Genomic DNA, 23,860 nt, shown 5'->3' on the forward strand with positions numbered 1-23,860 from the left:
TTAACTGAAATACAGTTATTTCGACGAAGCCGGCAACATGATGGTGATCTCATCAGCCTGGGACAGATTAAGCGCCCTGCGCGCCTGCTCGTCGAGCATGTCCTTTTCCAGCGTACCGTCATGCATGAGCCGAACGCGCCGCTCGAGCTCCACCCGGCGCGCCTTGACGGCATCGAGCTGCGCCTGCAACGCAACCGTCTGGGCTTCCAGCTGATATTTCGAATTGATGCCGAATTCGCCGTGATAGGCATGGAAGCCGAAATAGGCCAGGAACACGACGCAAAGCGAAGGGATGATCAGCCGGCCGGTATTTCTCTGCTTATGCTGACGCGTCCACATGGCCCGTTCCCTCGCGGCCGCGAACTCATGCGGCTCACGATCTTTTTCACCCGATTGTGCTTAACGGACGGTTACGGAGCCCTGCCCGGCGACAGCGAAATGAAAAAGGGCGGGAATGATCCCGCCCTTCGTTCAACGTCCGAGTTCAATGGTTTCGGATCAGCCCTTGATCACCGACTTGCCGGCGTAGCGCGCCTGCTTGCCGAGCTCTTCCTCGATGCGGATCAACTGGTTGTACTTGGCCATGCGGTCGGAGCGCGACAGCGAACCGGTCTTGATCTGCCCGCAATTGGTGGCGACGGCGAGATCGGCGATGGTCGAATCCTCGGTCTCGCCGGAACGATGCGACATGACAGCCGTGTAGCCAGCCTTGTGGGCGGTCTCGACCGCGTCGAGCGTTTCGGTCAGCGAGCCGATCTGGTTGACCTTGACCAGGATCGAATTGGCAACGCCCATGCGGATGCCGTCGCGCAGGCGCGCCGTGTTGGTGACGAAAAGGTCGTCGCCGACCAGCTGCGTCTTCTTGCCGATCAGGTCGGTCAGGTACTTCCAGCCTTCCCAATCGTCCTCGGCCAAGCCGTCCTCGATCGAGATGATCGGATAGTCGGCGGCAAGCTTGGCAAGGTACTTGGCCTGCGCCTTGGGGTCACGCGTCTTCTTCTCGCCCTCATAGACGTAGTTGCCGTCCTTGAAGAATTCGGTGGCGGCGCAATCGAGACCGAGCGCGATCTCCTCGCCCGGCTTAAAGCCGGCCTTCTCGATCGATTCCATGATGAAATCGAGCGCCACCGGCGCGCTCTTCAGGTTCGGGGCAAAGCCGCCCTCGTCACCGACATTGGTATTGTGGCCGGCATCCTTCAGCTTCTTGCGCAGCGTGTGGAAGATTTCAGAGCCCCAGCGCACGCCTTCGCGCAGCGTCGGCGCGCCGACCGGCAGGATCATGAATTCCTGGAAATCGATCGGGTTGTCGGCATGCGCGCCGCCATTGATGATGTTCATCATCGGCACAGGCAGGATATGCGCCTTGGTGCCGCCGACATAACGGTAGAGCGGCAGGCCGGCGGCATCGGCCGCGGCCTTGGCCACCGCCAGCGAAACGCCCAGAATGGCGTTGGCACCGAGCCGGCTCTTGTTGGGCGTGCCGTCGAGTTCGATCATCGTCTGGTCGATGTGGATCTGGTTTTCGGCTTCCATGCCGCCGATCGCCTCGAACAATTCGCCGTTGACCGCCTCCACGGCCTTCAGCACGCCCTTGCCGAGATAGCGGGCACCGCCGTCGCGAAGCTCGACGGCCTCATGGGCGCCGGTCGAGGCGCCTGACGGCACCGCTGCGCGGCCCATCGAACCGTCTTCGAGTACAACATCGACCTCGACGGTCGGGTTTCCACGGCTGTCCAGGATTTCACGTCCGACAATGTCGATGATGGCGGTCATTGCGATGTCCCCGATTGATCTGACGAAAGGTCGCGCCCGTCTTAGCCAAAGCGACGCAAAAGGCAATCCGGCCATGGCCGAATAGTGCCGCCGGCCCGATTCACGAAGCGCAAATTTCTGTCATCATAAGTCATGCGCCCGGACATCGATTTCGGGTTATGGCTATTGTCGCGCGGGGCGAAACAGGAGGAGTTTCGCCATGTCCGAGTTGAGCGGTATTGTCAGTTTGTTTCTGATCGCGGTCGCGTTGCTGACATCATGCGACAATCAGCAGTCACCGCCAAAGGCCAATGTTACCTTGCCGGCCTTGAGCATCAGTGAATGAGGTTGGTGCTGAATCAAAAAGGGCCCCGTCGAAACGGGGCCCTTTTTGCCTGTGGGGTCAATGCCAGTAGGGCGTGACCTTGTAATACTCATACGACGCATCACGCGCGCTTTCACCGTCCGCGCCGGCCAGTTCATTGATCGAATAGGCGGGCGCCGCCTTCAGCTGTTCCTTCGAGAAGGGCACGACGTAACCGCCCTTGTCTTCATCATAGTCGAGACTCGCCCAGGGAACGGCGTGGTACTTCTCGCCGATGCCGAGAAAACCGCCAAAGCCGATCACCGCGAACATGATGCCGTTCGACGTCTTGTCGAGCATGATGTCCTCGATGCTGCCGATGCTCTTGCCTTCGGTGTTGTAGACGGATGTGCCGATGACTCGCGAAGCGGCGATGGCTTCGGTGTGGCCTGTCTGGGTTGTCATGGTCTGCTCCTCATTGTCGTTGAACACTGCTTTGACAATGAGGGGGACGGGCGAAAGTTCCCGACTTTTTAAGTGCCGGACAGTCACTCCGCGAGAATGAAAGTCACCTTCATGTTGACGCGGTAGGCCGAAATCTTGCCGTCCTCGACGACGATCTTCTGATCCTGGATCCAGGCGCCTTCCACGTTCTTCAGGGTTTTCGACGCGCGGGCAATTCCCTTCTCGATGGCGTCCTGAAAACTCTTCTTCGATGACGAGGTAATTTCGGTGACGCGGGCAACAGACATGGCTTTCCTCCTGCCAAGACGCTCATTTGCCGGCCAAGCGTACAACCGGCCCCTGTCCACCACAAGCGCTGGCAGGAAGCGCCCGCTCAGCGGCCCTTGGCTATCCGGTCGAAGGCCATCAGCCTTTCGAGAAGCGCCGGCATGTCCTTCAGCGGCACCATGTTCGGCCCGTCGGAAGAGGTCGAATTGTCGGGATCCTGATGGGTCTCGATGAAGACGCCGGCAACGCCGACGGCGACGGCCGCGCGAGCCAGGGTTTCGACAAAGCGACGCTCACCGCCAGACGAACCGCCCTGCCCGCCCGGCTGCTGGACCGAGTGCGTGGCATCGAAAATCACCGGAGCGCCGATTTCAGCCATGATCGGCAGGGCACGCATGTCGGATACCAGCGTGTTGTAGCCGAAGGACGCGCCGCGCTCGGTGGTCAGGACATTGGCGTTGCCGGAACCTGTGATCTTGGCGACCACGTTCTTCATGTCCCAGGGCGCAAGGAATTGCCCCTTCTTGACGTTGATGACCTTGCCGGTCCTTGCCGCGGCGACCAGCATGTCGGTCTGACGCGACAGGAAGGCAGGTATCTGCAGCACATCGACATGCGGAGCGACGATCGCGCACTGCTCCTCGGTGTGGACATCGGTCAGCACGGGAAGCGAAAACGCCTTGCGCAGTTCGTCGAAGACGGGAAGCGCGGCATCCATGCCGGCGCCGCGCGTCGCCGACAGCGAGGTGCGGTTGGCCTTGTCGTAACTTGTCTTGTAGACGAGGCCGATGCCGAGCCTGCCGGTCAGTTCCTTCAGCGCGCCGGCCATGTCGAAGGCATGCTGGCGCGATTCGAACTGACACGGGCCCGCGATCAGCGCCAAGGCCGCATTGTTGTCGAAGACGACATTGCCGACCGTTACCGACGAATTGGGCGTCGTCGAATTGGGCTTGCTCATTGGATCTCCCGGAAGATGAAAGCCGCGCCCTGTCCGGATGCGGGCTGCACGACAATGTCAGTGCCCGCTATATCGTGCTGGATGGCATTGGCTGCAAGCATGCTCGATGTGGCATCGGCGCTGCGCACCGCGAAGACAACCGCCGCGAAGCGGAGCTTGGTGGGTGAACCGGCCGAAACACCAAAGCGCGCGGCGAAAGACACGGGATCGAGCACGCTCAGCGTTGCATTTGGCAAATGAAACGCTGAGCCCTGCACGCCGGCAGCGGCATTCCCCATCGCCACGGAAATCAGCCGAGACTGTTCGGCTGGATGGTCGCTGAGCGCCACCACTTCCACAATGCCTGTCGCGCCATTGGTGTGGGCCTGCAAGGCCGCGCGGTCCACATCAGGCGCATTGATGCGCTGGCAGGCAAAAAGGAACGCATCGGTTGTGTCATTGGCCGAGGCGAAGGCCAGCTTGAATGACGCCACGTCGCTCTTGCCTGATGTATCGGTGAAAGCGCGTGAAAAGCTCAGCGTGCCTCCCGCCGACAGGCCGGCCTCGACATAGCGCACATGGTCGGCTTCGGCATTGTCGGTTCCCAGCACCACCGCGGAAAATCCCTCATCGCCGCGGCTTTCGCGGTAGAGGCGGTCGCGCGCGACGAAGACATTGCCCTCGCCGGCGGCCTTGATCGCGGCCTGTTCGCTGCCAATCGCGAGCGGCTCCAGATAGGTGCCGTCGGCGAGGAAAACGCAGCAGTTTTCCGTTCCAAAGGGATGGATGCCGGTCGGGGCGACGACGAAGCCGAGCGAAGTGAGCCGGGCTCGCGCCACATCGAGGTTCTGCGTCGGCAGCACCAGATGATCGAGCGGATGAATGCCGGCTGCTGTTGTTCGGGTCATGCAGGCGCGATGTGCATCATTCCGCAAAACGGTTCAAGGTTCTTCTCATCCGCCGCAGCAGGATTTGACGCCGCGGCATCCCCCGTGCGGGAGATGCTCCGATCCGCGCCTTCGACGATTGTCCCGGCTTCGCGATTCACCTTCGAAGAGCGCGCCTTGGGCTATCTGATGGGGCGTCGACAATGACACCTGCCGGAACAGGGCGCTGGATCAACTGCCACAGGCGCTTGATCAGCTGCCGGCCACGACATCGGCGGAATAGCGCAGTTCGCGCAAGGGTTTGACCTTGCTGGTGGTCTGCGCATAGAGCGGATGCGCCTTGTAAGCGGCCAGCGCCGCGTCATCGGCGAACTCAGCGTAGACGACGACATCGACTTCATCCGACAGCGGGTCGACCTTGGTGTTCAAAGTGACCTCGAAGAGGCTGGAATGAGGAATATTGCCGAGCGCCAAAAGCCCGCTGCGCACTGCCTCCACATCCTCCTTGCGCCTGGCGCTGAAGAAAACGATATGCCGGATCAATTCCGCCTCCTCGATCTGAATGCAGGGGTCTTTAGTGACGGCGGTCCCCTCGCGTCAACCGTTCATGGCGCCACGCGTCCTTGCGACGCGCCCGCATGGTGCCGGACCTCATCTCGCGGTGACCAACGCCTGCGATCTTCGGAAGGGACGTCCAGGTCGGGAGGGGCTGTTCAGGCCTTGCCGGTGACGTACCGAACGATATGGGAGAGTTCCCTGACCGACATGTCGAGATACCGGCCCTGATTGTACAGGCCATCCCAGATCAGGAAGAAGGCGACGGCGGCAATGACGATTACGTAACGCATGGCTAAAGCTATCGCACAGGCGCGGCGGCGGTCATAGACGTTTTTGGGTTCGGGAAGCCGCAACTCGACGCAAGGGCGCAGACACCAATCGCCACTTGGCACAGCCCAGCCAATGGCCTGCCTCTTGAAGTTCCCCCTCATGACGTGGAAGATTGTGACAGGCATTCGCTGGGAAGCGCTGAAGCTTTGGCCAACAGGCGCGCGCTTTCGTTCGAGCCCGCCTCGCGCCGAACCCATGAGCTACCGGGCCAGGCAAGGGTGTTCGAACCTGGCGAATGATCCAAGAGAATCGTGGCTCGGCAATTTGCGCCGGAACCACGGAAATCCAGGGGCGTGAAATGGCACATGGGGAACATAACGGCGCGGCGCTGAGCGAGGCGGTCAGGCTCGACGAGTTCAACTTCGCCGAGATCGTCAAGGGCCTGCCGGCCAAGGCGCGCATGGTGCTGTCGGCGGCGATGAACCTGCCGCGCGGTTCTCTCAAGGTCAGGATGCCGGACGGCCGCGCCGTTCTGGTTGGCGGCAAGGCGCCCGGCCCCGATGCCGAACTGGTGCTGAAGAACTGGCGCCTGCCAGGCCGCGCCTTTTCCGGCGGCACGATCGGCGTTGCCGAATCCTATATGGACGGCGATTGGGAAAGCCCTGACGTGACCAGTTTCCTGGAACTGTTCGTGGTCAACTCGGTGATCGGCGAACGCGTCGCCGGCGGCGCCAGCTGGCTCATCAACACCGTCCAGCGCATCCGCCACTGGTTCAACGAGAACACGCACACCGGTTCAAAGCGCAATATCTCGGCGCATTACGATCTCGGCAACGCCTTCTACAAGGAGTGGCTCGACCCGAGCATGACCTATTCCTCGGCGCTCTACGCCAATGGAGCCAATGATCTTGAAAGCGCCCAGGCCGCCAAATATCGGGCACTGGCCAGGGATACGGGTATCGGCGGAAAGGATCATGTGCTGGAGATCGGCTGCGGCTGGGGCGGCTTTGCCGAATTCGCGGCACGCGAAATCGGCTGCCGCGTTACGGGACTGACGATCAGCCGCGAACAGCACGACTTCGCCAAGGCACGCATCGCCAAGGCCGGGCTTGCCGACAAGGTCGACATCAAGCTGCAGGACTACCGCGACGAAACAGGAACTTACGACCGCATCGCGTCTATCGAGATGTTCGAGGCGGTCGGCGAAAAATACTGGCCGGTGTTCTTCTCGAAGATGAAAGCCTGCCTGAAACCCGGCGGCACCGCGGGTCTGCAGATCATCACCATCAACGAAGCCGCTTACGACACCTATCGCGCCAGGCCGGATTTCATCCAGCGCTACGTATTTCCCGGCGGCATGCTGCCGACACCGTCAATCCTGAAGGCGCTCGGCAAGGATCATGGCCTTGCGCATCTGCGTGAGCGCGTTTTCCCCGACGACTATGCGCGCACGCTCGCCGAATGGCGGCACCGCTTCTGGGCGTCGTGGGAGAAGATCGTACCGCTCGGCTTCGACGATCGTTTCAAGAAGCTGTGGGAGTTCTACCTGCACTATTGCGAAGCCGGCTTCCGCGCCAGCTACATCGACGTGCGCCAGGTGGTCTACAAGGCCTAGGTCGATACGCCAGGGGCCCGCCTTTGGTGAGCATCCCCGACCGTCGAACTTGTGGCGTTAAGTCAAAGCGCCAATCGCGGCGTCTTGATGCGACGTGATGAAACCGCGATCGCGCGTCGGCCGTTCTCAGCATCCGACGCCCCGCGCCAAGATTACGCCGAGCGCCTCTGACCATAGGAGGCTTCCATGAAGCGAACACTTACCGCCATTGCCATCCTGCTTGCCGCCGCATCCGCTGCCGATGCACGGCGCATAACCCCACCGACCGTCATGAACGATCCGCTGGGCGTCAGCATCAGCCCAACCATAAGACCTGGTGTCGGCGACCTCATCGACAACACACCGACCTCGACCATCCACGAGGTGCATGCTCCGGCCGGGATGACGCCCTTGACCGTGCCCAGCGACCCGACTGGCACGTCGCTCGAGCCGACGCAGCCAGTCAGCCCGCAAGCCCCCGCGACGGCACTGCCGCTGACGCCCGAAAACTGAGGGCCGCGCTATGCGCACCAGCCGGGGCAATCCCTGGAAACAAGGCCAATTCCGGAACCGGTGAAACGATCCGGAATTACCTTCAATCGAGGAGATGGAGCGGTTCGGCGTTTTCCGTGAAATGCCGAACCGCTCTAGACGACCCGGATCAGAGCAGGATGCGGTATTTCGCAAAACCGGCTTCGCCCTCGCCCGCCGGTTCGATCTTCAGCGACTTCACATCGGCGATGAAGTCCTTTGCCTTGACGCCTGTCTCGAACACGACGCTGGTTCCCGGCAGCGATGCGAACGACCAGTTGCCGTCGGCCGACGGGTTGATCGTGCCCTGGCTCACAATGTAGCGAACGATGACGTCGCGGTTGGTGTCCGGCGCCTCGTAGATGATCTTGGAGGCGTTGATGTCAGGAAAATTACCGCCGCCGCCGGCACGGTAATTGTTGGTCGCGACGACGAATTTCTGATTGGGATCAATTGGTTTTCCGTCGAACATCAAGTCGACGATGCGATTGGCGCCGGCATTCGCCACGCCGCCCTTGGCATCATATTTCGGCGGCTGCGACAGATCGATCTTGTAGGAGACGCCATCGATGACGTCGAAATTGTAGGACGGGAAATCGGTGTTGATGAGCGTCTGGTCGGGCTTCCCTGCCTCGATCCTGTTGAAGATGCCGGCCGACATTTCCAGCCATTCCTTGACCTGGGTGCCAGTGATTTCGACGGCGCGCACGGTGTTGGGGTAGAGGTAGAGGTCGGCGACGTTTTTGATGGCGATGTCGCCGGCCGGCACGTCGGTATAGTAGTCGGCGCCGTTGCGCCCGCCTGCCTTGAAGGGAGCGGCGGCCGACAGCAGCGGCACATCCTTCCACTGCGTGCTCTTGAGAATGTTCTTCAAGTACCAGGTCTGCGCCTGGCTGACGACCTGCACCGAGGGATCGTCGGCGACCAGCGCGAAATAGGAATAGAGCGGCGCGGAGGTCTTGCCGACCGGACGGCGCACATAGGCCAGGGTCGCCTGATGATCCTGCTCGAGGGCGGCGATGATGCGCTTGTCGTCGGGGACAGTCGGCTTGTTCTTGTTGTCGACGCGCTCGAAGATCGGCCGCGCCTCGGAGGTCGCGGACGCGACCTTCCATTTCGATCCGTCACGCTCCAGCATCAGGTCGATCAGACCCATATGCGAGCCCCAGAAACCGCCCATCACGGCCGGCTTGCCCTGCAAGGTGCCTTTTTGCGTGTCGACGCCTTCGAGCAACTGGAAATCCTTCTTGCCGGGGAACACCAGATGCTGGTGACCGGTAAACACGGCATCGACGCCATCGACGCCGGCGACGAAGAAGGAAGCGTTCTCCATCATGTCGCCCTGCTTCACATCGATGCCGGAATGCGAGAGCGCGATGACGATGTCGGCGCCCTCTTCCTTCATCTGCGGCACCCAGGCCTTGGCCGCCTCGACGATGTCGCGCGTCTTGACGTTGCCTTCGAGATTCTTGAGGTCCCAGACCATGATCTGCGGCGGCACGAAACCGATGATGCCGATCCTGATCGGCTGTTCGGCGCCCGAACCGTCCTTGATCTTCTTGTCGAGGATCACATAGGGCTTGAGGTAGAGCTTGTCGTCACGCGGGTTGGCGGCAAGCTCGGTGCCGCGGATCAGATTGGCGCAGACGAAGGGGAAATTGGCGCCAGCCAGCACCTTGTCCAGGAAGGACAGGCCGTAATTGAACTCGTGGTTGCCGAGCGTCGAGCATTCGTAGCCGAGCAGGTTCATGCCTTTCATGATCGGATGCAGGTCGCCGTCCTTGAGGCCTTTCTCGTAGGCGATGTAGTCGCCCATCGGGTTTCCCTGCAGCAGGTCGCCATTGTCGATCAGCATCGAGTTGACGGCTTCCTTGCGCACCGCGTCGATCAGGGACGCAGTGCGCGACAGGCCCATCGTGTCGTTGGCTTTGTCGGCGTAATAATCATAGGGCAGCACGTTCACATGGATGTCGGTGGTTTCCATGATCCGAAGATGCGCCTGGTTAGCTTGAGCGCGGGCGGAGAAGGGATGAAGCACGATCAGCGCCCCTGAGGCTGCGGCGCCGGCGAGAAAACCGCGGCGGGAGACGGGATGGAGCAGTTGCGACATGTTTTCTCCTTCGACTAGCTGACGCCCTGCCCCGGAGCGGAACTTCGCGCCGAAATAGGCTCGAGTCCACTCAAGAAGTCGCGCGCATGCGGACATCAGTCCATCAGCTGGAGATGACGCGCGGATGAATGGAACAGTGAAGGAAAGTCAGGTCTTGTCGTCGTCGCCCTGGGTGATCAGCCGGGCGCTGCGCTGGCCTGTGACGTAGATCCATAGCCAGCTCAGGGAAACCGCAAGCCGGTTGCGAAAACCGATCAGGAAGTAGATGTGCGCAATGCCCCACAGCCACCAGGCGAGCCAGCCCGTGAGCTTGATCCAGCCGAAATCGATCGCGGCCGCGCGCTTGCCGATCGTCGCCAGATCGCCGGCGTGCTTGTAATGGAAAGGACGTGCCGTCATATCGCCGCCAAGCCTGGCCTTGATGGTAGCCGCGACATGTCGGCCCTCCTGCTTGGCGGAGGGCGCCACGCCAGGTACCGGCCGTCCATCTGGCTTCAGCACAAGGGCGGCATCGCCAATGACAAAAATTTCCGGGCTGCCGGGCACGCTGAGGTCAGGCTCGACGAGCACCCTGCCCGCGCGGTCCGCCTTCGCGCCCAACCATTCGGCGGCGGGTGAAGCGGCAACGCCGGCCGCCCACAGGATCGTCCGGGCTGCCAATTGCTTGTCGCCAAACACAACACCCTCGGCGTCGCAGCGCGTGACGGCACGGCCGAGCTCAACCGTCACGCCAAGACGTTCCAACGCCTTGCTGGCGTAACCGGAGAGTTTCGGCGCGAAATTGGCAAGGATGCGGTCGCCGGCCTCGATCAGCACCACGCGCGTTTGCCGCGTATCGATATTGCGGAATTCGCCACGCAGCGTCTCGTGCGCCAGTTCGGCGATGGTCCCGGCCAGTTCCACGCCGGTCGGTCCCCCACCAACGATGGCAATCGTCAGCAGCGCCTGGAGCTTGGCGGGATCGGTTTCGCGCTCGGCCTGCTCGAAGGCCAAGAGAATGCGCCGCCGAATGGTGGTGGCGTCCTCCAGCGTCTTCAAACCCGGCGCAAAAGGCTCCCATTCGTCATGGCCGAAATAGGCATGTCGCGCGCCGGTGGCCAGCACCAGCGTGTCGTAGGCGACCGCGCTGCCGTCATCAAGCAGCACGCGTTTGCCGGCACGGTCGACGCCGGTGACATTGGCCAGCAGCGTCGTCACGTCCTTGCGCTTGCGCAGAAGATGGCGGATCGGCCACGCAACCTCGGAGGTTGCCAGCGCGGTCGTGGCAACCTGGTAGAGCAGCGGTTGAAAAAGATGATGGTTGCGTTTGTCGATCATGGTGATGCGCACCGGTGCGCCGGCGAGCGCACGGGTGAATTCGAGGCCGCCGAAACCCGCGCCGACAACGACGACATGGTGGCTGGGTCCGGTCATCTCGTTCACCCCTGACGGCAAGATCGCCTGCGCTAGATGTAGGTATTTTTGTGCGTTGCAGCAACAGAAGGGCGGTGCCCGGGACTCGTCGTCCCATGTCGTGAATACACAAGATGTATCGTGTCGCGAGGTATAGCGTCATCGAACACGCGATGAGGTGACGCATGGCTAACGATCATGACGACCAGGGTCCGGCGCAATATGCCTCGCCGCCCTGTTTCATGCATGAACTCGATCCGGCATTCCAGGCGCCGCTGTCCGACTGGACCGATGTGAGACGTTGGCGCAAGGCCGAGCGCGAACGGCTGATTGCAGCGCGGCTCGCAGTTTCGGCCGACGCGCGAACGGCAATGTCTCAGCGCATCGCCGAAGGGCTCGACGCGATCATCGGCGATATCGCCGGCCGTATGGTCAGCCTCTATTGGCCGTTTCGCGGCGAACCGGACCTGCGGCCGTGGATGGCGGCGATCAATGAACAAGGTGGCCGCACAGCGCTGCCCATCGTCGTGGAGAAAGCGCAACCGCTGATCTTCCGCGCCTACAAACCAGGCGACCGGCTGGAAAAAGGCGTCTGGAACATCCCGATCCCGGCCGAGGGCGATCCGGTCCTGCCGGACATCGTCATCTCGCCGATCGTCGGCATCGATCCGGCAAACTATCGGCTGGGCTATGGCGGCGGCTTCTTCGACCGCACGCTGGCCGCCATGCCGTTCAAGCCGCTGGTCATCGGCGTCGGCTACGAACTGCAGCGCATCGCGACCATCTATCCGCAGCCGCACGACATTCCGATGGATCGGATTGTCACGGAAGCAAGGAGCTAGGCCGAGGCTCCCGATTTCGTCATCCCCGGGCGAAGCAGCCGCGTAGCGGCGTCACGGAGACCCTGGGATCCATTCCGTGACCTCCATCGAGGGTGCAGCAGAGCAGAATTCCGCACCGTAGTAACGCTCCGGAATCCCGGCATGGATCCCTTGGGCTGCCGAGCAGTTCCAGGGGTCTGCGCCGCGTCGCTTCGCTCCTTGCTCCGCCCGCGGATGACGAAGCGGCCAGCCGTTTCGAGTTCAAGCCATTTCCGGCTTCATGCCCATGGCGGTGCGGTCGACGATTTCACGCAAGGCAAAGGACGAGTTGATCTTGGTGACATGCGGCATGGCCGACAGCCATTCCTTGTGGATGCGCTCATAGTCGACAAGGTCCTTTGCCGCGATGCGCAGGATGTAATCGTATTCGCCCGACATCAGGTGGCAGGACAGCACGTTGGGGCAACGCTTGATCGCCGCCTCGAAATCCGACAGCGTCTTCTCGAACTGGCCCGATAGCGATATATGCACGATCGCCGTCATCTGATGACCGAGTGCCGCATTGGAAAGCCGGGCGTGGTAGCCGCGAATGGTGCCGGATTTTTCCAGATTGTCGAGCCGGCGCGAACAGGCCGACTGCGACAGGCCAACCTTCTCGGCGAGCGCCGCATTGGGTATCCTGCCATCCTTCTGCAATGTCTCGAGAATGGCGATATCGATCCTGTCGAGCGGCATTTTTCGTGAATCCTGCGAACATCTGGCCATTTTTCGCAACAATTATCGAAACCTGCCTGTCCGCGCAAGCGCATTCGCAAACACTTGCGCGCCGATTCGTGGTTCACTCAGGCGATACAGGGAGTGAGCCCAAAAGGGCCCGGATCAGGAGAAGACAATGCGCGTCGGCTGCCCCAAGGAAATCAAGAACCACGAATACCGTGTCGGCCTCACGCCCGGCTCGGTCCGCGAATATGTGGCGCACGGCCACGAAGTGCTGGTCGAGGCCGGTGCCGGTGCCGGCATTGGCGCCGATGACAACGCCTATCGCGCCGCCGGCGCCACCATCGCCAAGACCGCCGCCGACGTGTTCGCCAAGTCGGACATGATCGTCAAGGTCAAGGAGCCGCAGCCCAATGAGTGGGCGCAGCTGCGCGACGGCCAGATCCTGTACACCTATCTGCACCTGGCTCCGGATCCGGAGCAGACCAAGGGCCTGCTCGCTTCGGGCGTGACCGCGATCGCCTACGAAACCGTGACCGATGATCGTGGCGGCCTGCCGCTGCTGGCGCCGATGTCGGAAGTCGCCGGCCGCCTGTCGATCCAGGCCGGCGCCACGGCGCTGCAGAAGGCCAATGGCGGCCGTGGCGTGCTGCTCGGCGGCGTGCCCGGCGTGCTTCCCGGCAAGGTCACCGTGCTCGGCGGCGGCGTCGTCGGCCTGCATGCCGCCCGCATGGCTGCGGGTCTTGGCGCCGACGTCACCATCATCGACCGCTCGATCCCGCGCCTGCGCCAGCTCGACGACCTTTTCGCCGGCCGTGTGCACACCCGCTACTCCACCGTCGAGGCGCTCGAGGAAGAATGCTTCTCAGCCGACATCGTCGTCGGCGCCGTGCTGATCCCGGGTGCCGCGGCACCCAAGCTGGTCACCCGCGAAATGCTGTCCGGCATGAAGAAGGGCTCCGTGCTGGTCGACGTCGCCATCGACCAGGGTGGCTGCTTCGAAACCTCGCATGCGACGACTCACGCCGAGCCCACTTACGAGGTCGACGGCGTTATCCATTATTGCGTCGCCAACATGCCAGGTGCCGTGCCGGTCACCTCGGCCCATGCGTTGAACAACGCGACGCTGCACTATGGCCTGCAACTCGCCGACAAGGGCCTGAAGGCGCTGGTCGACGACCATCATCTGCGCAACGGCCTCAACGTCCACAAGGGCAAGATCACCAACCGGGCGGTCGCTGAGGCGCTCGGCTACGAACTGGCTGAGCCGAAAGCCGTTCTGGCCGCGTAATACACCCAGAAAAAGTCAACTTACGATTGTTGCCCGCCGGTTCTCTCCGGCGGGCTTTTGCTGCCTATCTTGGCCGACAGCCTGGTTACCCGGCAGATCGCTGTCAGCTGCAGAGGCAGGTTGCTCGAAACTGTTGCATTTTTGTCATACCCAAATTGACCGACTCCCTGTTAGGAACAGCTCGGGTTTATTATTAGGGGTACGGGCTATGCTTACTCGCGTTTCCGCGAAATCTTTTCTCCTCGGTGCTGTTTCTGTCGTGGCTTTGATGTCCGCGGCCCATGCGGCAGACGTCGTACAGCCGGTCGAGGCAAGCGGTTTCAACTGGAGCGGTGCTTATATCGGCATCGGCGGCGGCTTTGGCGCGACCGTGCACAAGGTCAGCGCTCCGGATACAAGCTTCAACGGCATCGGTGGGAATGGCGTGTTCGGCGAACTGACCGCCGGCTATGATTACATGGTCAACGAGCGTTTCCTGCTCGGCGGTTTCATCGATGCCAACTACGGCAATATCGGCCCTTCGCTGAGCGTTCCGGGTGCCGATATCGACCTCACGAATTCCTACGGCTTCGACGTCGGCCTGCGCGCCGGCTATCTCCTCAATCCGAGCACGCTCGGCTATGTGCTCGGCGGCTACAGCTGGCAGCATTTCAAGCTGGACGGGTCTGGAGACGCCGATGGGCTCGAATTCACCGAGAACCGCGGCGGCTATGTTCTTGGCGTCGGTATGGAAACCGTGCTGCGCGGCAACTGGACGCTCAAGACCGAATATCGTTATGCCGACTACGGCGACAAGTCGGTTCTTGATGTCGGCGGCGACTCGCTGAACGTCGAGCCGTCAACGCACACGTTCCATATCGCTGCCAACTATCGCTTTGGCGCTCAGAATGGCAGCGGCGCTTCTTTCGCAGCTCCGGCCTACAACTGGACCGGCTTCTATGTTGGTGGCGCACTTGGCGCCGGCACAATGGTGCATGATCTGACGCTCGGCGGCGCACTTGAGCTGAACGGCATCGGGGGCGAAGGTGTCTTCGGTGAAGGCAGCGTTGGCTACGACCATGATTTCGGCACCTGGGTCGCCGGTGTCCAGCTTGACGGTCGCTACTCAGGCATCCGGACCAAGCTCGATATTTTCGGCGGATCGATCAAGGGTGACGCCGACTATGGATTCGATGCGCTCGCCCGAGTCGGCGCCAAGGTCAACGAGTCGACGCTCGCCTATGTGATCGGCGGCTATAGCTGGCAGCACTTCAATCTGCATGCATCCGCACCTGGCGGCCCCAGCGGCGATATCTACGACTGGGGTTCCAGTGGTTTCTCGGTTGGCGGTGGTCTTGAAACGGCCGTTTCCAACAACATGACCGTTGGCCTCGAATACCGCTATTCGCAGTATGCGAAGGAAGATTTCGGCTCCGACGGCATCTTGGAAGATACCCCTTCGTTCCAGACCGTGCGTCTGGGCTTGAAGTACAAGTTCAACTAAAAGGCCCTCCAGGCAATAGTTGCAGCCCGTCGGCCCAGCCGGCGGGCTTTTTTCTTTGCGTTGAAGACTTTCGTGCTGAACGGCAACAAAAAAGCGGAGCCAAAGCCCCGCTTCCTCGATATCGAGATTGCCGCCGGTTCATCCGCGGTCGGCCAATCGATCGACAATCGCTTTTTATCGTATCTATGCGACGGGAGTACGACAGAATTCCTGGCGACAATTCTCGCGGCTCAGGCCCGTTCGATGCGACACTGATAGCAATTGTTGCGCGCCGAACGAACGTGGACATAGGCGATATCATCGCGCTCGAACAAGGCTTTGGCCCGGGCGGCTATCGCGTTGGTTGGGATGACGCCGCCGCTGCCGTAGACGATACGGTCGTCCCTGCCATAGCCGCGCACGATATAGTCCGGACTTTCGAGGATTTCAGGTAGCGCATCTGTCTCGGCCGCGCTCTCGCATTCTTCGGCATGCAGGAAGATCGGGCCGGTCTCGGCATAGGGTTGAAGATCCGGGAATGGACGGAAAGCCAGGACAAGATAGGCGTCGCCGGCTGCGATATTCTTGAGACAGTGCCGGCAAGGCATGCCATCGCCGTCGGAGATGTTCCGCTCTGGCGTGTGGCCGTAAGCATCGGGTCCACCGCGCTGCAGGGCTCTGACATGTTCGGTGGGTAGCGCCTTGAACTGAATGGTCATCATGGAGATCTCCGGCTCGTCGACCGGAAATTATCGGCTCTGGCCGATGCGTCCCACCCGATTCTTGCCAAGGATCGAGGGGACCGATCCGATGTCGGCGATCGATCCCCTCATACCAAGCAGCGTGATCGCACCCGATCTATGAAATAAGCCGGCCAGATAAAGCAGCGAAACCCCGAATCAGCGGATGAAATCGTCGAAGCGCCGCAGAGTCACCCTGCGATTCTGCCAGTTTTCGTTCTGCGTTGGCACGAGCAGGAACTCCTCGCCGTAGCCGACGGTTTCCAGGGCATAGCCCGGTACGCCGAATTCACGCACCAGCGTGCGCTTCAGCGAGGCGGCGCGCTGCTCGGACAGGATCTGGTTCGACTGAAAGGATCCGACCGCATCGGTATGCCCCTCGATCAGCACGCGCGCACCGGGATCGCGGCGCAGGATGCGCCGAAGCGCATTGGCGATGGTCTCGATCTTGTCGTATTGCGAACTGGAAATGGCCGCCGAGCCGAAGGCGAAATTGATCGACTGGATGTCGATCGAGCGCGCCATGCGGCGCAGATCCGGCCGGCGCTTGAATTCGCGAATGGTGACGCGCTCGTTCGGCCGCAGCTTCACCCGGGGCGCCGCCTCGAGCTTGCGCTCGATCGTCGCGGCGGAAGGCGTCGTCGCTTGCGCGGCGGCAAGGCTCGGCATGGCAATCGCAGCGATCAGCGCGGCGGCCAGTGTACGGCGTGTCAGCATATCTTTTCTCCTTCGGCATCTGCCGCATTGATGATGCGGGCAACATGCCAGAGGCAGGCTGAAGCGCCGATGAATGAAAGGTTCAGATTCCCGCTGGTGTCACGGCCGCATGACGCTGGCCGAACGCTCGGCGAAAGGCAGCGGGTGCACGACCTCCTTCTTCTGCGCGACCGGCCTGAAACCGAGCTTCTGGTAAAGTGGGAGTGCCGCCGGATGGTCAAGCGTACAGGTCTGCACCGTCACCCGTTTCGGCCCATATGACCACGCGGCCGCAATCGCCGAACCCAGGAACCAGCGGCCGAGGCCCTGCCCGGTGGCATGTTCCATCATGCCGAAATAGGCAAGTTCGACTTCCTCCGGCAAATGCGGCTTGATGTCGAAGAAACCCGCCGGCGCGCCGTCGAGATAAAGCACCCTGATGTCGCGATCCTCACGGTGGATGCCGGCCGAAAGTTCATCGTCATTCAGCCTGAGAACATTCACCCAGTGCCATTTGCGCCCCACCCGGTCCATCAGGTAGCGATAAAAATGCAAGGGAATGTCCCTGGTCTTCAAAAGCGCGACCTGGCGGTTGTAGGGCACTGGCGGCGAGACGGCAGGAGGGGCATGCATTTCGAGAAAAGTCACCGTGACTTCAATGTCCTGCAGCACGCCGTTTTCCATCGCGTTCATTCCTTGCCAGTTTTCGCTGGGCCGGTCTTCGCGAGGCCAGTTGCCACAGGCGTGTCGGAGAGCCCGCCCCACTCGGTCCATGAGCCGTCATAGAGCCTGTTGTCGGTGTGGCCAAGCGTCTCCAGGGCGAGCGTAATCACCGCCGCGGTGACGCCGGAGCCGCAAGATGTGACGATGGGCTTCGACAGGTCAATGCCGGCGTCCTCGATCACCTTGCGCAAACGGTCCTTCGACAGCAGCGAACCATTCTCCGACAGTGCGGAATACGGCACATTGCGCGCGCCCGGCATATGGCCTGAACGGATGCCGGCACGGGGTTCGGGCTCGGCACCGGTGAAGCGGCCTGGTCCGCGGGCATCGGCAATCTGGCTGGCGCCGGTCTCGACGATCCGGCGCATGTCGGCCAGGCTGGCGACGCGGCCGGCGTCGAAATCGGCATGGAACACGCTTGGCGCGATCTTCGTCGGCTCGGCCGTTACCGGCCGGCCGGCCGCTTTCCAGCCGTCGAACCCGCCGTCGAGAACGTAGACCTGGAAAACACCCATGATGCGGAACATCCACCATGCCCGGGGTGCCGAGAAGAACCCCGGACCGTCATAGATGACGATGGTGTCGTCGGCCGAGACGCCCATCGCTCCGACATATTGCGCAAAATGCTGCGGCGACGGCAGCGTATGCGGCAAGGCAGCGTCAGGATCCGAAACCGCATCCTGGTCCAGGAAGCGGGCGCCGGGGATGTGGGCTGATTGATACTCGGCACGCGCGTCGCGCTTCTGCGCCGGCAAGTACCAGGATGCGTCCACGATTGTCAGGCCGGGCTCGCCCAGGCGTCCCTGCAGCCAGTCCGCATCGACGATAAAAGGACTGTCTTCGGCCATTTTGGTTCTCTCTATCCCGGGTAAGGCAAAGGGTTGCGTGTCAGGCGGCCGGCATCGGGCCGAAGCGGATGCGGAAGCGCCGGTTCTCACGGCCTTTCTTCTCGATCTTGCCTATGTGGATTTCGCCGATTTCGCCGGTGCTTTTCACATGCGTGCCGCCGCAGGGCTGGCTGTCGACCGTGCCATTCTCACCGATGCAGACCAGGCGGATCCTGCCGGTGCCGACCGGCGGCCGGACGTTCTTGGACTTCACCAGGCCAGGGTTCGCGGCGAGTTCCTCGTCGCTGATCAGCCTGGTGAAAATCGGATGATCGGCTCGCACCAGATCCATCAGGCTCGCGGTCACCTCTTCCTTGCTGAAACTGGCGTCCGGAATGTCGAAATCGACACGGCTGTCGTCCTCGGAAACCGCTGCACCCGTGATCGGGAACGGGCAAACGACTGTGAGCAGGTGACAGGCCGCGTGCATGCGCATCAACAGGTGCCGGCGTTCCCAGTCGATGGCGAGTTTGACCTTCTCGCCAGCCGCCAGGATGGCCTGCTCGGGCGCCGGCACATGGATGATCTCGTCCTTGGTCTCACCCGTGATGGTGGCGGCAATGGCGATGCGGCTGCCGTCGGCGCGTTCGAGATAGCCGGTGTCTCCCGGCTGTCCACCCGAGGTGGCGTAGAAGATCGTCCGATCGAGAATGATGCCACCACGATCATTGACGGCAACAACCGTCGCATCCGCCGTGCGCAGGTAGGCATCGTCGCGAAACAGCGCTTCCGTTTTGTGCGCCATCACGAGACCTTTTCGAACGGCACCGAAATCTTGCTCTGCAGTTCCATCCAGCCTGGCACGGGAAGGTTCTTCTCGCGCAGGAATTCCGGGTTGAACAGCTTCGACTGATAGCGTGTGCCGTAGTCGCAAAGAATGGTCACGATGGTATGGCCGGGGCCCAATTCCCGGGCCAGCCTGATCGCGCCGGCAATGTTGATGCCTGTCGAGCCGCCGACGCAAAGACCTTCTTCCTGAATGAGATCGAAGACGATCGGCAATGCGTCCTCGTCCTTGATCTGGAAAGAGAAGTCCGGCGTGAACCCTTCGAGATTGGCGGTGATGCGCCCCTGCCCGATGCCCTCGGTGATCGAGCTGCCCTCCGACTTCAATTCGCCGCTGGTGTAGAAACTGTAAAGTGCGGCACCCAGTGGATCAGCGAGCGCGATCTTCACATCCTTGCTCTTGGCCTTCAGCCCGAAGGCAACGCCGGCAAGCGTTCCACCGGATCCCACCGCCGAGACGAAACCATCGACCTTGCCGCCGGTCTGGCTCCAGATTTCCTCCGCCGTGGTCCGGATATGGCCGTCGCGGTTGGCGACGTTGTCGAACTGGTTGGCCCATATGGCGCCGTTCGGCTCGCTTCTGGCCATCTGCTCGGCCAGCCGCCCTGACAGTTTCACATAATTGTTGGGGTTCCTGTAGGGCACGGCCGGCACCTCGATCAGCTCGGCGCCGAGTAACCGGATCGTATCCTTCTTTTCCTGGCTCTGCGTGTCCGGGATGACGATGACGGTGCGATACCCCAGCGCCTTGGCGACCAGCGTCAGGCCGATGCCGGTATTGCCGGCCGTCCCCTCGACGATGACACCGCCCGGCTTCAACAAGCCGCGCTGTTCAGCGTCACGAATGATGAACAGGCCGGCGCGATCCTTGACCGATTGGCCCGGATTCATGAACTCGGCCTTGCCCAGGATCTCGCAGCCGGTTTCTTCAGAAGCCTTGTTGAGGCGGATCAGAGGCGTGTTGCCGATCGCGTCGATCACAGAACGGGGCATTCAGGATTCCTTGTGTGCGTGCGCCGAAACCCTAGAAACCCGACGCTGCGGTTTCAAGGCAAGAATTCGCCTGGTCCAGTCGCATTTCCAGCATTGCGTTGCATTGGCGTTCCCGAGGCCGGGCTCGGTATCGCACAGTTCATTTGCACCCGACGTCGAGAAGCACTCTTTTCATTCGATTTCCTGACCGCTAGAGCAAAGCACCAACAAACTCGGCAGGGCGCAGCATGACACTCTATCGGGCCGATCCGAAACACGGCGTCGCCTGGGTCACGGGCGGCAGCAGCGGCATTGGCCGCTCGCTGGCCAGGGATCTGGCGTCCCAGGGCTACGCGGTGGCGGTAACCGCACTGGACGACGATCCGATCGATACGCTCATTGTCGAGACCGCGCAGATGCCGGGCAGCGTCACCGCTTTTCCCTGCGACGTGACCGACGAACCGCGCATGGCAAGAACGGTCGCCGCGATCGAGAACGAGCTCGGCCCGATCGTGCTCGCCGTCTTCAATGCCGGAAACTACATCTCCACGCCCGGAGAGGCTCTCGTCGTCAAGGACTTTCGCAAGTCCTTCGAGGTCAATTATTTCGGCATCATCAACGGGCTGGTGCCGGTCGTGGAGCATATGCGCGTGCGATCACGCGGCCATGTCGTGCTGGTGGGATCGGTCACCGCCTATTTCGGCTGGCCAACCACCGCTGCCTATGGCGGCACTAAAGCGGCGATCAACATCCTGGCAGAGTCGCTGAAGTACGATTTCGACAAGATGAACATCCGCGTCCAGGTGATAAACCCCGGTTTTGTCGACACGCCGCTGACTGAAAAGAACATGCTGCCGATGCCGGGCCTGATGCCGGTCAGCCGGGCCACGCGCCGCATGGTGAAGGCAATCAAATCCGGTGGCTTCGAAGTCACCTTTCCGTACCGCACCAGCTGGCCGCTGAAGTTTCTCAGCCTGCTGCCCAGACCGATCACCCGATCGGTGATCAGTCTGACGACCAGCTGGAAAGCACGGCCGCTGCATTACGAGCGCAAACCGCCCAACAAATAGGATGCCCACAGGATTGGTGGCGTGGCTGCGGGAACGGCCGTTGCCTGTTTGCGGCCACCACCATAGGTTTGTTGTTGTTGCGTGGAGTCTGCGATGGGGCGACGGATCGTGCTTGCTGTGCTGGGCCTGATCGCCGTCCTTGCTCTGGCTTTCGTTCTTGGCCCACGCGTTCCCGTCGACACCACGATCCGCTTTGATCCTTCCGCCATCGGCGACGATCCGCAGGCCTATGTGGCCAAGGTGGAAGCCGCCGTGCCCGGTATCCGCGACGGGCTGGAGAAGGAGATCGTCTGGGCCAACCCGATGGTGCATGCCAGGACGCCGCTGTCGATCGTCTATATCCACGGCTTTTCCGCTTCCAAAGGCGAAGTCCGCCCCCTGCCCGACGAGGTGGCCGACCAGCTCGACGCCAACCTCTTCTACACCCGCCTTACCGGTCACGGGCAGGACGGCGCGGCGATGACGCAGGGCAGCGTCAATGCCTGGATCAACGACTATGAAGAGGCGCTCGCCATCGGCCGGGCGATCGGCGACAAGGTGATCGTCATCTCGACCTCGACCGGCGGCTCGCTGGCGGCGTGGGCGGCAACACAGCCCGGCGCGTCGGATGGCGTGGCGGCCATTGCATTCATCTCGCCCAATTTCGGCGTGAAGGCGTCAGGCGCCGAGATCCTGACCATGCCGTGGGGCAAGCAGATTGCCGAACTCGTCATCGGCAAGGAACGTAGTTTCGTGCCGCGCAACGCGCTGCACGAAAAATTCTGGACCACCAAATATCCGGTTGCCGCGACATTGCCGATGCAGGCGCTGACCGAACTCGCCTATGGAGCGCCGGTGGAGAAAGCCGATATCCCTGCCCTGTTCATCTTCTCGGATTCGGACAGGGTGGTGCGGCCTGACCGCACCCGCGAAATCGCCGGCCGCTGGGGCGCGCCGCACGAACTGGTGCCGGTCGACGACACCGGCGACCCGGACAACCATGTCATCGCCGGCGACGTGCTGTCGCCATCGACCACGGCTTTCCTGGCGCAACGGATTACCGTCTGGGTCGAGGCGGTGGCGAAGTAAGGTTCCGAAAACAAGGAGGGCGGCCGAAGCATCGCTTCAACCGCCCTCTTATCTATCAGTCAGGCAACCAGCCAACCACCAAGGTTGGCCGACTGCCGCGAAGCGTGATCAGGCAGCCCGCGCTGCCGGCCGCTTGCCGCCGAAGCGGCGCTTGTTGTTGCCCTTGAAGGGTTTCGCGCCTTCCGGCTTGCGCTCGCCGGCAAATGCCGGCTTGTCGCCGAAGCGCTTCTTCCCGAAGCCTTGGTTCGGCTTCTTCTCGCCGCCCGGCCGCCTGCCGTCGCGACGGCCATTGCGGTCGTTGCGATCATTGGCGGGCTCGAAGCGCTCGTTCTTTTCAGCCGGATTGCGCTGCGGATCGGGGCTGCCGAGATGGTCGGCAACGATCGGCAACTTGGTGCGGATGATGCGCTCGACCTGGCGCAGCTTGCTGTTTTCCGAAGGATCGCAAAGCGTGATCGCAATGCCGTCCATGCCGTTGCGGCCGGTACGGCCGATGCGGTGGACGTAGCTTTCGGCCTCGTCGGGCAGGTCGAAATTCACGACATGGCTGATGCCGGGCACGTCGATGCCGCGCGCGGCGATGTCGGTCGCGACCAGAATGCGCACCGATCCATCACGAAAATCGTTCAGCGCCTTCTGACGGGCATTCTGCGACTTGTTGCCATGGATGACGGCGGCCTTGAAGCCGTCGCGCTCGAGGTCCTTGGTCACCCGGTCGGCGCCATGCTTGGTGCGCGAAAAGATGATGACGGACTTCATCGCCTCGTCGGCGAGCATGGTCGACAGCACCTGGCGCTTCTGCTTGGTGCGGGCGAAAACGACGCCCTGCACGATCTCGGCCGCCGCCGTGCTTTGCGGCGAGACTTCGATGCGAACCGGGTTCTTCAACAGGCCCTTGGCCAGTTCGGCGATCTCGTCCGGCATGGTGGCCGAGAACAGCGCCGTCTGGCGGTCAGGCGCGGTCGCCTTGGCGATGCGCTTGACGTCGTTGATGAAGCCCATGTCGAGCATGCGGTCGCCCTCGTCCAGCACCAGCCATTTGGTATCGGAGAGGATGAGGTCGCCCTCGCGCACCAGGTCGGTCAACCGGCCCGGCGTGGCAATGAGGATGTCGACGCCGGGAGCAACCTTCTTCACCTGGCTGAAGCGCGAGACGCCGCCCAGCACCAGTGCGGTGGAGACATGCTGGCCTTTTGCGAGGATCTTGATGGTGTCCTCGATCTGCACCGCGAGTTCGCGGGTCGGCGCCAGGATCAGCGCACGCGTCGTCTTGGCGCGCCGCTTGGTGCCGAGCGCGATGATCTTCGACAGGATCGGCAGCGCGAACGCAGCGGTCTTGCCGGAACCCGTCTGCGCGATGCCGAAAATGTCACGGCCTTCCAGCTGCGGCGGGATGGCCTGCACCTGGATCGGCTTCGGTTCGGCGAAGCCGGCATTGTGGGTGGCCTTGAGCAGCGCACCGGTGATTCCCAGCGCCGCGAAACCGGAGAGTTCCGCGGTGACGTTGCCGGGCAATGTGTTTTCGTTGGTCAAAATAATCTTCTTTCACGCGGCTTCTTG

27 protein-coding genes are annotated in these 23,860 nt (G+C 62.0%); 9 read left to right on the forward strand and 18 right to left on the reverse strand.

What is annotated here, in order from left to right; translation table 11 throughout:
* Positions 1-15: 15 nt before the first annotated feature.
* Positions 16-339 (reverse strand): FtsB family cell division protein, encoded by a 324-nt coding sequence (locus MesoLj_RS23455; protein WP_140773879.1) that lies wholly within the window; start codon positions 337-339, stop codon positions 16-18.
* 159 nt (positions 340-498) lie between these two features.
* Positions 499-1,773, reverse strand: a complete 1,275-nt coding sequence (eno, locus tag MesoLj_RS23460; protein ID WP_056567941.1) for a phosphopyruvate hydratase — start codon at positions 1,771-1,773, stop codon at positions 499-501.
* 199 nt (positions 1,774-1,972) lie between these two features.
* On the opposite strand from eno, the gene MesoLj_RS36655 reads away from it, so the two are divergent.
* Positions 1,973-2,098: a hypothetical protein gene (locus MesoLj_RS36655; protein ID WP_274609132.1), complete on the forward strand. Its 126-nt coding sequence runs from the start codon at positions 1,973-1,975 to the stop codon at positions 2,096-2,098.
* A gap of 57 nt (positions 2,099-2,155) precedes the next feature.
* On the opposite strand, the gene MesoLj_RS23465 is transcribed toward MesoLj_RS36655, so the two are convergent.
* From MesoLj_RS23465 to MesoLj_RS36660, 6 genes are all read right to left on the reverse strand, one after another.
* Entirely contained in the window at positions 2,156-2,521 is a 366-nt protein-coding gene (locus tag MesoLj_RS23465) for a PRC-barrel domain-containing protein (RefSeq protein WP_140773880.1), read from the reverse strand.
* 83 nt (positions 2,522-2,604) lie between these two features.
* The gene (locus tag MesoLj_RS23470; RefSeq protein WP_056567944.1) at positions 2,605-2,808 is read right to left on the reverse strand and encodes a dodecin family protein; all 204 of its coding nucleotides are present in this window, start codon (positions 2,806-2,808) and stop codon (positions 2,605-2,607) included.
* A gap of 86 nt (positions 2,809-2,894) precedes the next feature.
* On the reverse strand, positions 2,895-3,746 hold the full coding sequence (gene kdsA, locus MesoLj_RS23475) for a 3-deoxy-8-phosphooctulonate synthase (RefSeq protein ID WP_140773881.1): 852 nt from the start codon (positions 3,744-3,746) through the stop codon (positions 2,895-2,897).
* Positions 3,743-4,633 carry a VOC family protein gene (locus tag MesoLj_RS23480; RefSeq protein WP_202322766.1) on the reverse strand — a complete coding sequence of 297 codons (891 nt, stop codon included), beginning with the start codon at positions 4,631-4,633 and terminating at the stop codon, positions 3,743-3,745. The genes kdsA and MesoLj_RS23480 overlap by 4 nt, the downstream gene beginning before the upstream one ends.
* A gap of 231 nt (positions 4,634-4,864) precedes the next feature.
* Entirely contained in the window at positions 4,865-5,155 is a 291-nt protein-coding gene (locus tag MesoLj_RS23485; protein WP_140773883.1) for a Dabb family protein, read from the reverse strand.
* A gap of 170 nt (positions 5,156-5,325) precedes the next feature.
* Positions 5,326-5,460, reverse strand: coding sequence for a hypothetical protein (locus MesoLj_RS36660; protein WP_274534552.1), 135 nt, complete (start codon positions 5,458-5,460; stop codon positions 5,326-5,328).
* Positions 5,461-5,599: 139 nt separating this feature from the next.
* Between MesoLj_RS36660 and MesoLj_RS23495 the strand changes: the two genes are divergently transcribed.
* The 3 genes from MesoLj_RS23495 to MesoLj_RS23505 all read left to right on the forward strand — a co-directional run bounded on the left by MesoLj_RS23495 (position 5,600) and on the right by MesoLj_RS23505 (position 7,547).
* Complete coding sequence (locus tag MesoLj_RS23495) at positions 5,600-5,797, forward strand: DUF1365 domain-containing protein (RefSeq protein WP_244735563.1); 198 nt, start codon at positions 5,600-5,602, stop codon at positions 5,795-5,797.
* Position 5,798: 1 nt separating this feature from the next.
* Positions 5,799-7,055, forward strand: a complete 1,257-nt coding sequence (locus MesoLj_RS23500) for an SAM-dependent methyltransferase (RefSeq protein ID WP_202322769.1) — start codon at positions 5,799-5,801, stop codon at positions 7,053-7,055.
* A 186-nt stretch (positions 7,056-7,241) separates the two neighbouring features.
* On the forward strand, positions 7,242-7,547 hold the full coding sequence (locus MesoLj_RS23505) for a hypothetical protein (protein ID WP_202322770.1): 306 nt from the start codon (positions 7,242-7,244) through the stop codon (positions 7,545-7,547).
* 148 nt (positions 7,548-7,695) lie between these two features.
* On the opposite strand, the gene MesoLj_RS23510 is transcribed toward MesoLj_RS23505, so the two are convergent.
* Positions 7,696-9,675 (reverse strand): bifunctional 2',3'-cyclic-nucleotide 2'-phosphodiesterase/3'-nucleotidase, encoded by a 1,980-nt coding sequence (locus MesoLj_RS23510; protein ID WP_202322771.1) that lies wholly within the window; start codon positions 9,673-9,675, stop codon positions 7,696-7,698.
* Between the two features lie 147 nt (positions 9,676-9,822).
* The gene (locus tag MesoLj_RS23515) at positions 9,823-11,088 is read right to left on the reverse strand and encodes an NAD(P)/FAD-dependent oxidoreductase (RefSeq protein WP_202322772.1); all 1,266 of its coding nucleotides are present in this window, start codon (positions 11,086-11,088) and stop codon (positions 9,823-9,825) included.
* A gap of 164 nt (positions 11,089-11,252) precedes the next feature.
* Here MesoLj_RS23515 and MesoLj_RS23520 point away from each other — a divergent pair, with 164 nt between their 5' ends.
* The gene (locus MesoLj_RS23520) at positions 11,253-11,909 is read left to right on the forward strand and encodes a 5-formyltetrahydrofolate cyclo-ligase (RefSeq protein ID WP_202322773.1); all 657 of its coding nucleotides are present in this window, start codon (positions 11,253-11,255) and stop codon (positions 11,907-11,909) included.
* A gap of 240 nt (positions 11,910-12,149) precedes the next feature.
* On the opposite strand, the gene MesoLj_RS23525 is transcribed toward MesoLj_RS23520, so the two are convergent.
* Positions 12,150-12,623, reverse strand: coding sequence for an Lrp/AsnC family transcriptional regulator (locus MesoLj_RS23525; protein WP_010909317.1), 474 nt, complete (start codon positions 12,621-12,623; stop codon positions 12,150-12,152).
* Positions 12,624-12,780: 157 nt separating this feature from the next.
* On the opposite strand from MesoLj_RS23525, the gene ald reads away from it, so the two are divergent.
* Both ald and MesoLj_RS23535 read left to right on the forward strand, forming a co-directional pair.
* Positions 12,781-13,896: an alanine dehydrogenase gene (gene ald / locus MesoLj_RS23530; protein WP_140773889.1), complete on the forward strand. Its 1,116-nt coding sequence runs from the start codon at positions 12,781-12,783 to the stop codon at positions 13,894-13,896.
* A 208-nt stretch (positions 13,897-14,104) separates the two neighbouring features.
* Positions 14,105-15,379, forward strand: a complete 1,275-nt coding sequence (locus MesoLj_RS23535; RefSeq protein WP_202327437.1) for an outer membrane protein — start codon at positions 14,105-14,107, stop codon at positions 15,377-15,379.
* Between the two features lie 230 nt (positions 15,380-15,609).
* On the opposite strand, the gene MesoLj_RS23540 is transcribed toward MesoLj_RS23535, so the two are convergent.
* From MesoLj_RS23540 to MesoLj_RS23565, 6 genes are all read right to left on the reverse strand, one after another.
* Complete coding sequence (locus MesoLj_RS23540) at positions 15,610-16,077, reverse strand: DUF1203 domain-containing protein (protein WP_140773976.1); 468 nt, start codon at positions 16,075-16,077, stop codon at positions 15,610-15,612.
* 180 nt (positions 16,078-16,257) lie between these two features.
* Positions 16,258-16,815 (reverse strand): OmpA family protein, encoded by a 558-nt coding sequence (locus MesoLj_RS23545; RefSeq protein ID WP_140773890.1) that lies wholly within the window; start codon positions 16,813-16,815, stop codon positions 16,258-16,260.
* Between the two features lie 99 nt (positions 16,816-16,914).
* The gene (locus MesoLj_RS23550) at positions 16,915-17,478 is read right to left on the reverse strand and encodes a GNAT family N-acetyltransferase (protein WP_140773977.1); all 564 of its coding nucleotides are present in this window, start codon (positions 17,476-17,478) and stop codon (positions 16,915-16,917) included.
* 5 nt (positions 17,479-17,483) lie between these two features.
* The gene (gene sseA / locus MesoLj_RS23555) at positions 17,484-18,365 is read right to left on the reverse strand and encodes a 3-mercaptopyruvate sulfurtransferase (protein ID WP_202322774.1); all 882 of its coding nucleotides are present in this window, start codon (positions 18,363-18,365) and stop codon (positions 17,484-17,486) included.
* A 40-nt stretch (positions 18,366-18,405) separates the two neighbouring features.
* Complete coding sequence (locus MesoLj_RS23560) at positions 18,406-19,149, reverse strand: alanyl-tRNA editing protein (RefSeq protein WP_202322775.1); 744 nt, start codon at positions 19,147-19,149, stop codon at positions 18,406-18,408.
* The gene (locus tag MesoLj_RS23565; protein ID WP_202322776.1) at positions 19,149-20,183 is read right to left on the reverse strand and encodes a cysteine synthase A; all 1,035 of its coding nucleotides are present in this window, start codon (positions 20,181-20,183) and stop codon (positions 19,149-19,151) included. Before MesoLj_RS23565 ends, MesoLj_RS23560 begins: the two co-directional genes overlap by 1 nt.
* A gap of 227 nt (positions 20,184-20,410) precedes the next feature.
* Here MesoLj_RS23565 and MesoLj_RS23570 point away from each other — a divergent pair, with 227 nt between their 5' ends.
* Together MesoLj_RS23570 and MesoLj_RS23575 are read left to right on the forward strand one after the other, a co-directional pair.
* Entirely contained in the window at positions 20,411-21,232 is an 822-nt protein-coding gene (locus tag MesoLj_RS23570; protein ID WP_202322777.1) for an SDR family oxidoreductase, read from the forward strand.
* Positions 21,233-21,325: 93 nt separating this feature from the next.
* Entirely contained in the window at positions 21,326-22,300 is a 975-nt protein-coding gene (locus tag MesoLj_RS23575; protein ID WP_202322778.1) for an alpha/beta hydrolase, read from the forward strand.
* A gap of 108 nt (positions 22,301-22,408) precedes the next feature.
* Here MesoLj_RS23575 and MesoLj_RS23580 read toward each other — a convergent pair whose 3' ends face one another.
* The gene (locus tag MesoLj_RS23580; protein WP_202322779.1) at positions 22,409-23,833 is read right to left on the reverse strand and encodes a DEAD/DEAH box helicase; all 1,425 of its coding nucleotides are present in this window, start codon (positions 23,831-23,833) and stop codon (positions 22,409-22,411) included.
* Positions 23,834-23,860: the final 27 nt, after the last annotated feature.

The organism is Mesorhizobium sp. 113-3-9, from assembly GCF_016756515.1.
In the GTDB taxonomy this organism is placed as follows: Bacteria; Pseudomonadota; Alphaproteobacteria; order Rhizobiales; family Rhizobiaceae; genus Mesorhizobium.

Bases quoted from the DNA above. Each gene is read 5' to 3' on its own strand.
- MesoLj_RS23520 (WP_202322773.1), top strand. From the start codon at position 11,253: ATGGCTAACGATCATGACGACCAGGGTCCGGCGCAATATGCCTCGCCG.
- MesoLj_RS23505 (WP_202322770.1), top strand. From the start codon at position 7,242: ATGAAGCGAACACTTACCGCCATTGCCATCCTGCTTGCCGCCGCATCC.
- MesoLj_RS23550 (WP_140773977.1), bottom strand. From the start codon at position 17,478: ATGGAAAACGGCGTGCTGCAGGACATTGAAGTCACGGTGACTTTTCTC.
- MesoLj_RS23455 (WP_140773879.1), bottom strand. From the start codon at position 339: ATGTGGACGCGTCAGCATAAGCAGAGAAATACCGGCCGGCTGATCATC.
- eno (WP_056567941.1), bottom strand. From the start codon at position 1,773: ATGACCGCCATCATCGACATTGTCGGACGTGAAATCCTGGACAGCCGT.
- MesoLj_RS23515 (WP_202322772.1), bottom strand. From the start codon at position 11,088: ATGACCGGACCCAGCCACCATGTCGTCGTTGTCGGCGCGGGTTTCGGC.
- MesoLj_RS23540 (WP_140773976.1), bottom strand. From the start codon at position 16,077: ATGACCATTCAGTTCAAGGCGCTACCCACCGAACATGTCAGAGCCCTG.
- MesoLj_RS23565 (WP_202322776.1), bottom strand. From the start codon at position 20,183: ATGCCCCGTTCTGTGATCGACGCGATCGGCAACACGCCTCTGATCCGC.
- MesoLj_RS23500 (WP_202322769.1), top strand. From the start codon at position 5,799: ATGGCACATGGGGAACATAACGGCGCGGCGCTGAGCGAGGCGGTCAGG.
- MesoLj_RS23535 (WP_202327437.1), top strand. From the start codon at position 14,105: ATGCTTACTCGCGTTTCCGCGAAATCTTTTCTCCTCGGTGCTGTTTCT.
- sseA (WP_202322774.1), bottom strand. From the start codon at position 18,365: ATGGCCGAAGACAGTCCTTTTATCGTCGATGCGGACTGGCTGCAGGGA.
- MesoLj_RS23525 (WP_010909317.1), bottom strand. From the start codon at position 12,623: ATGCCGCTCGACAGGATCGATATCGCCATTCTCGAGACATTGCAGAAG.
- MesoLj_RS36660 (WP_274534552.1), bottom strand. From the start codon at position 5,460: ATGCGTTACGTAATCGTCATTGCCGCCGTCGCCTTCTTCCTGATCTGG.
- MesoLj_RS23545 (WP_140773890.1), bottom strand. From the start codon at position 16,815: ATGCTGACACGCCGTACACTGGCCGCCGCGCTGATCGCTGCGATTGCC.
- kdsA (WP_140773881.1), bottom strand. From the start codon at position 3,746: ATGAGCAAGCCCAATTCGACGACGCCCAATTCGTCGGTAACGGTCGGC.
- MesoLj_RS23570 (WP_202322777.1), top strand. From the start codon at position 20,411: ATGACACTCTATCGGGCCGATCCGAAACACGGCGTCGCCTGGGTCACG.
- MesoLj_RS23495 (WP_244735563.1), top strand. From the start codon at position 5,600: ATGACGTGGAAGATTGTGACAGGCATTCGCTGGGAAGCGCTGAAGCTT.
- MesoLj_RS23480 (WP_202322766.1), bottom strand. From the start codon at position 4,633: ATGACCCGAACAACAGCAGCCGGCATTCATCCGCTCGATCATCTGGTG.
- MesoLj_RS23465 (WP_140773880.1), bottom strand. From the start codon at position 2,521: ATGACAACCCAGACAGGCCACACCGAAGCCATCGCCGCTTCGCGAGTC.
- MesoLj_RS36655 (WP_274609132.1), top strand. From the start codon at position 1,973: ATGTCCGAGTTGAGCGGTATTGTCAGTTTGTTTCTGATCGCGGTCGCG.
- MesoLj_RS23510 (WP_202322771.1), bottom strand. From the start codon at position 9,675: ATGTCGCAACTGCTCCATCCCGTCTCCCGCCGCGGTTTTCTCGCCGGC.
- ald (WP_140773889.1), top strand. From the start codon at position 12,781: ATGCGCGTCGGCTGCCCCAAGGAAATCAAGAACCACGAATACCGTGTC.
- MesoLj_RS23575 (WP_202322778.1), top strand. From the start codon at position 21,326: ATGGGGCGACGGATCGTGCTTGCTGTGCTGGGCCTGATCGCCGTCCTT.
- MesoLj_RS23470 (WP_056567944.1), bottom strand. From the start codon at position 2,808: ATGTCTGTTGCCCGCGTCACCGAAATTACCTCGTCATCGAAGAAGAGT.
- MesoLj_RS23560 (WP_202322775.1), bottom strand. From the start codon at position 19,149: ATGGCGCACAAAACGGAAGCGCTGTTTCGCGACGATGCCTACCTGCGC.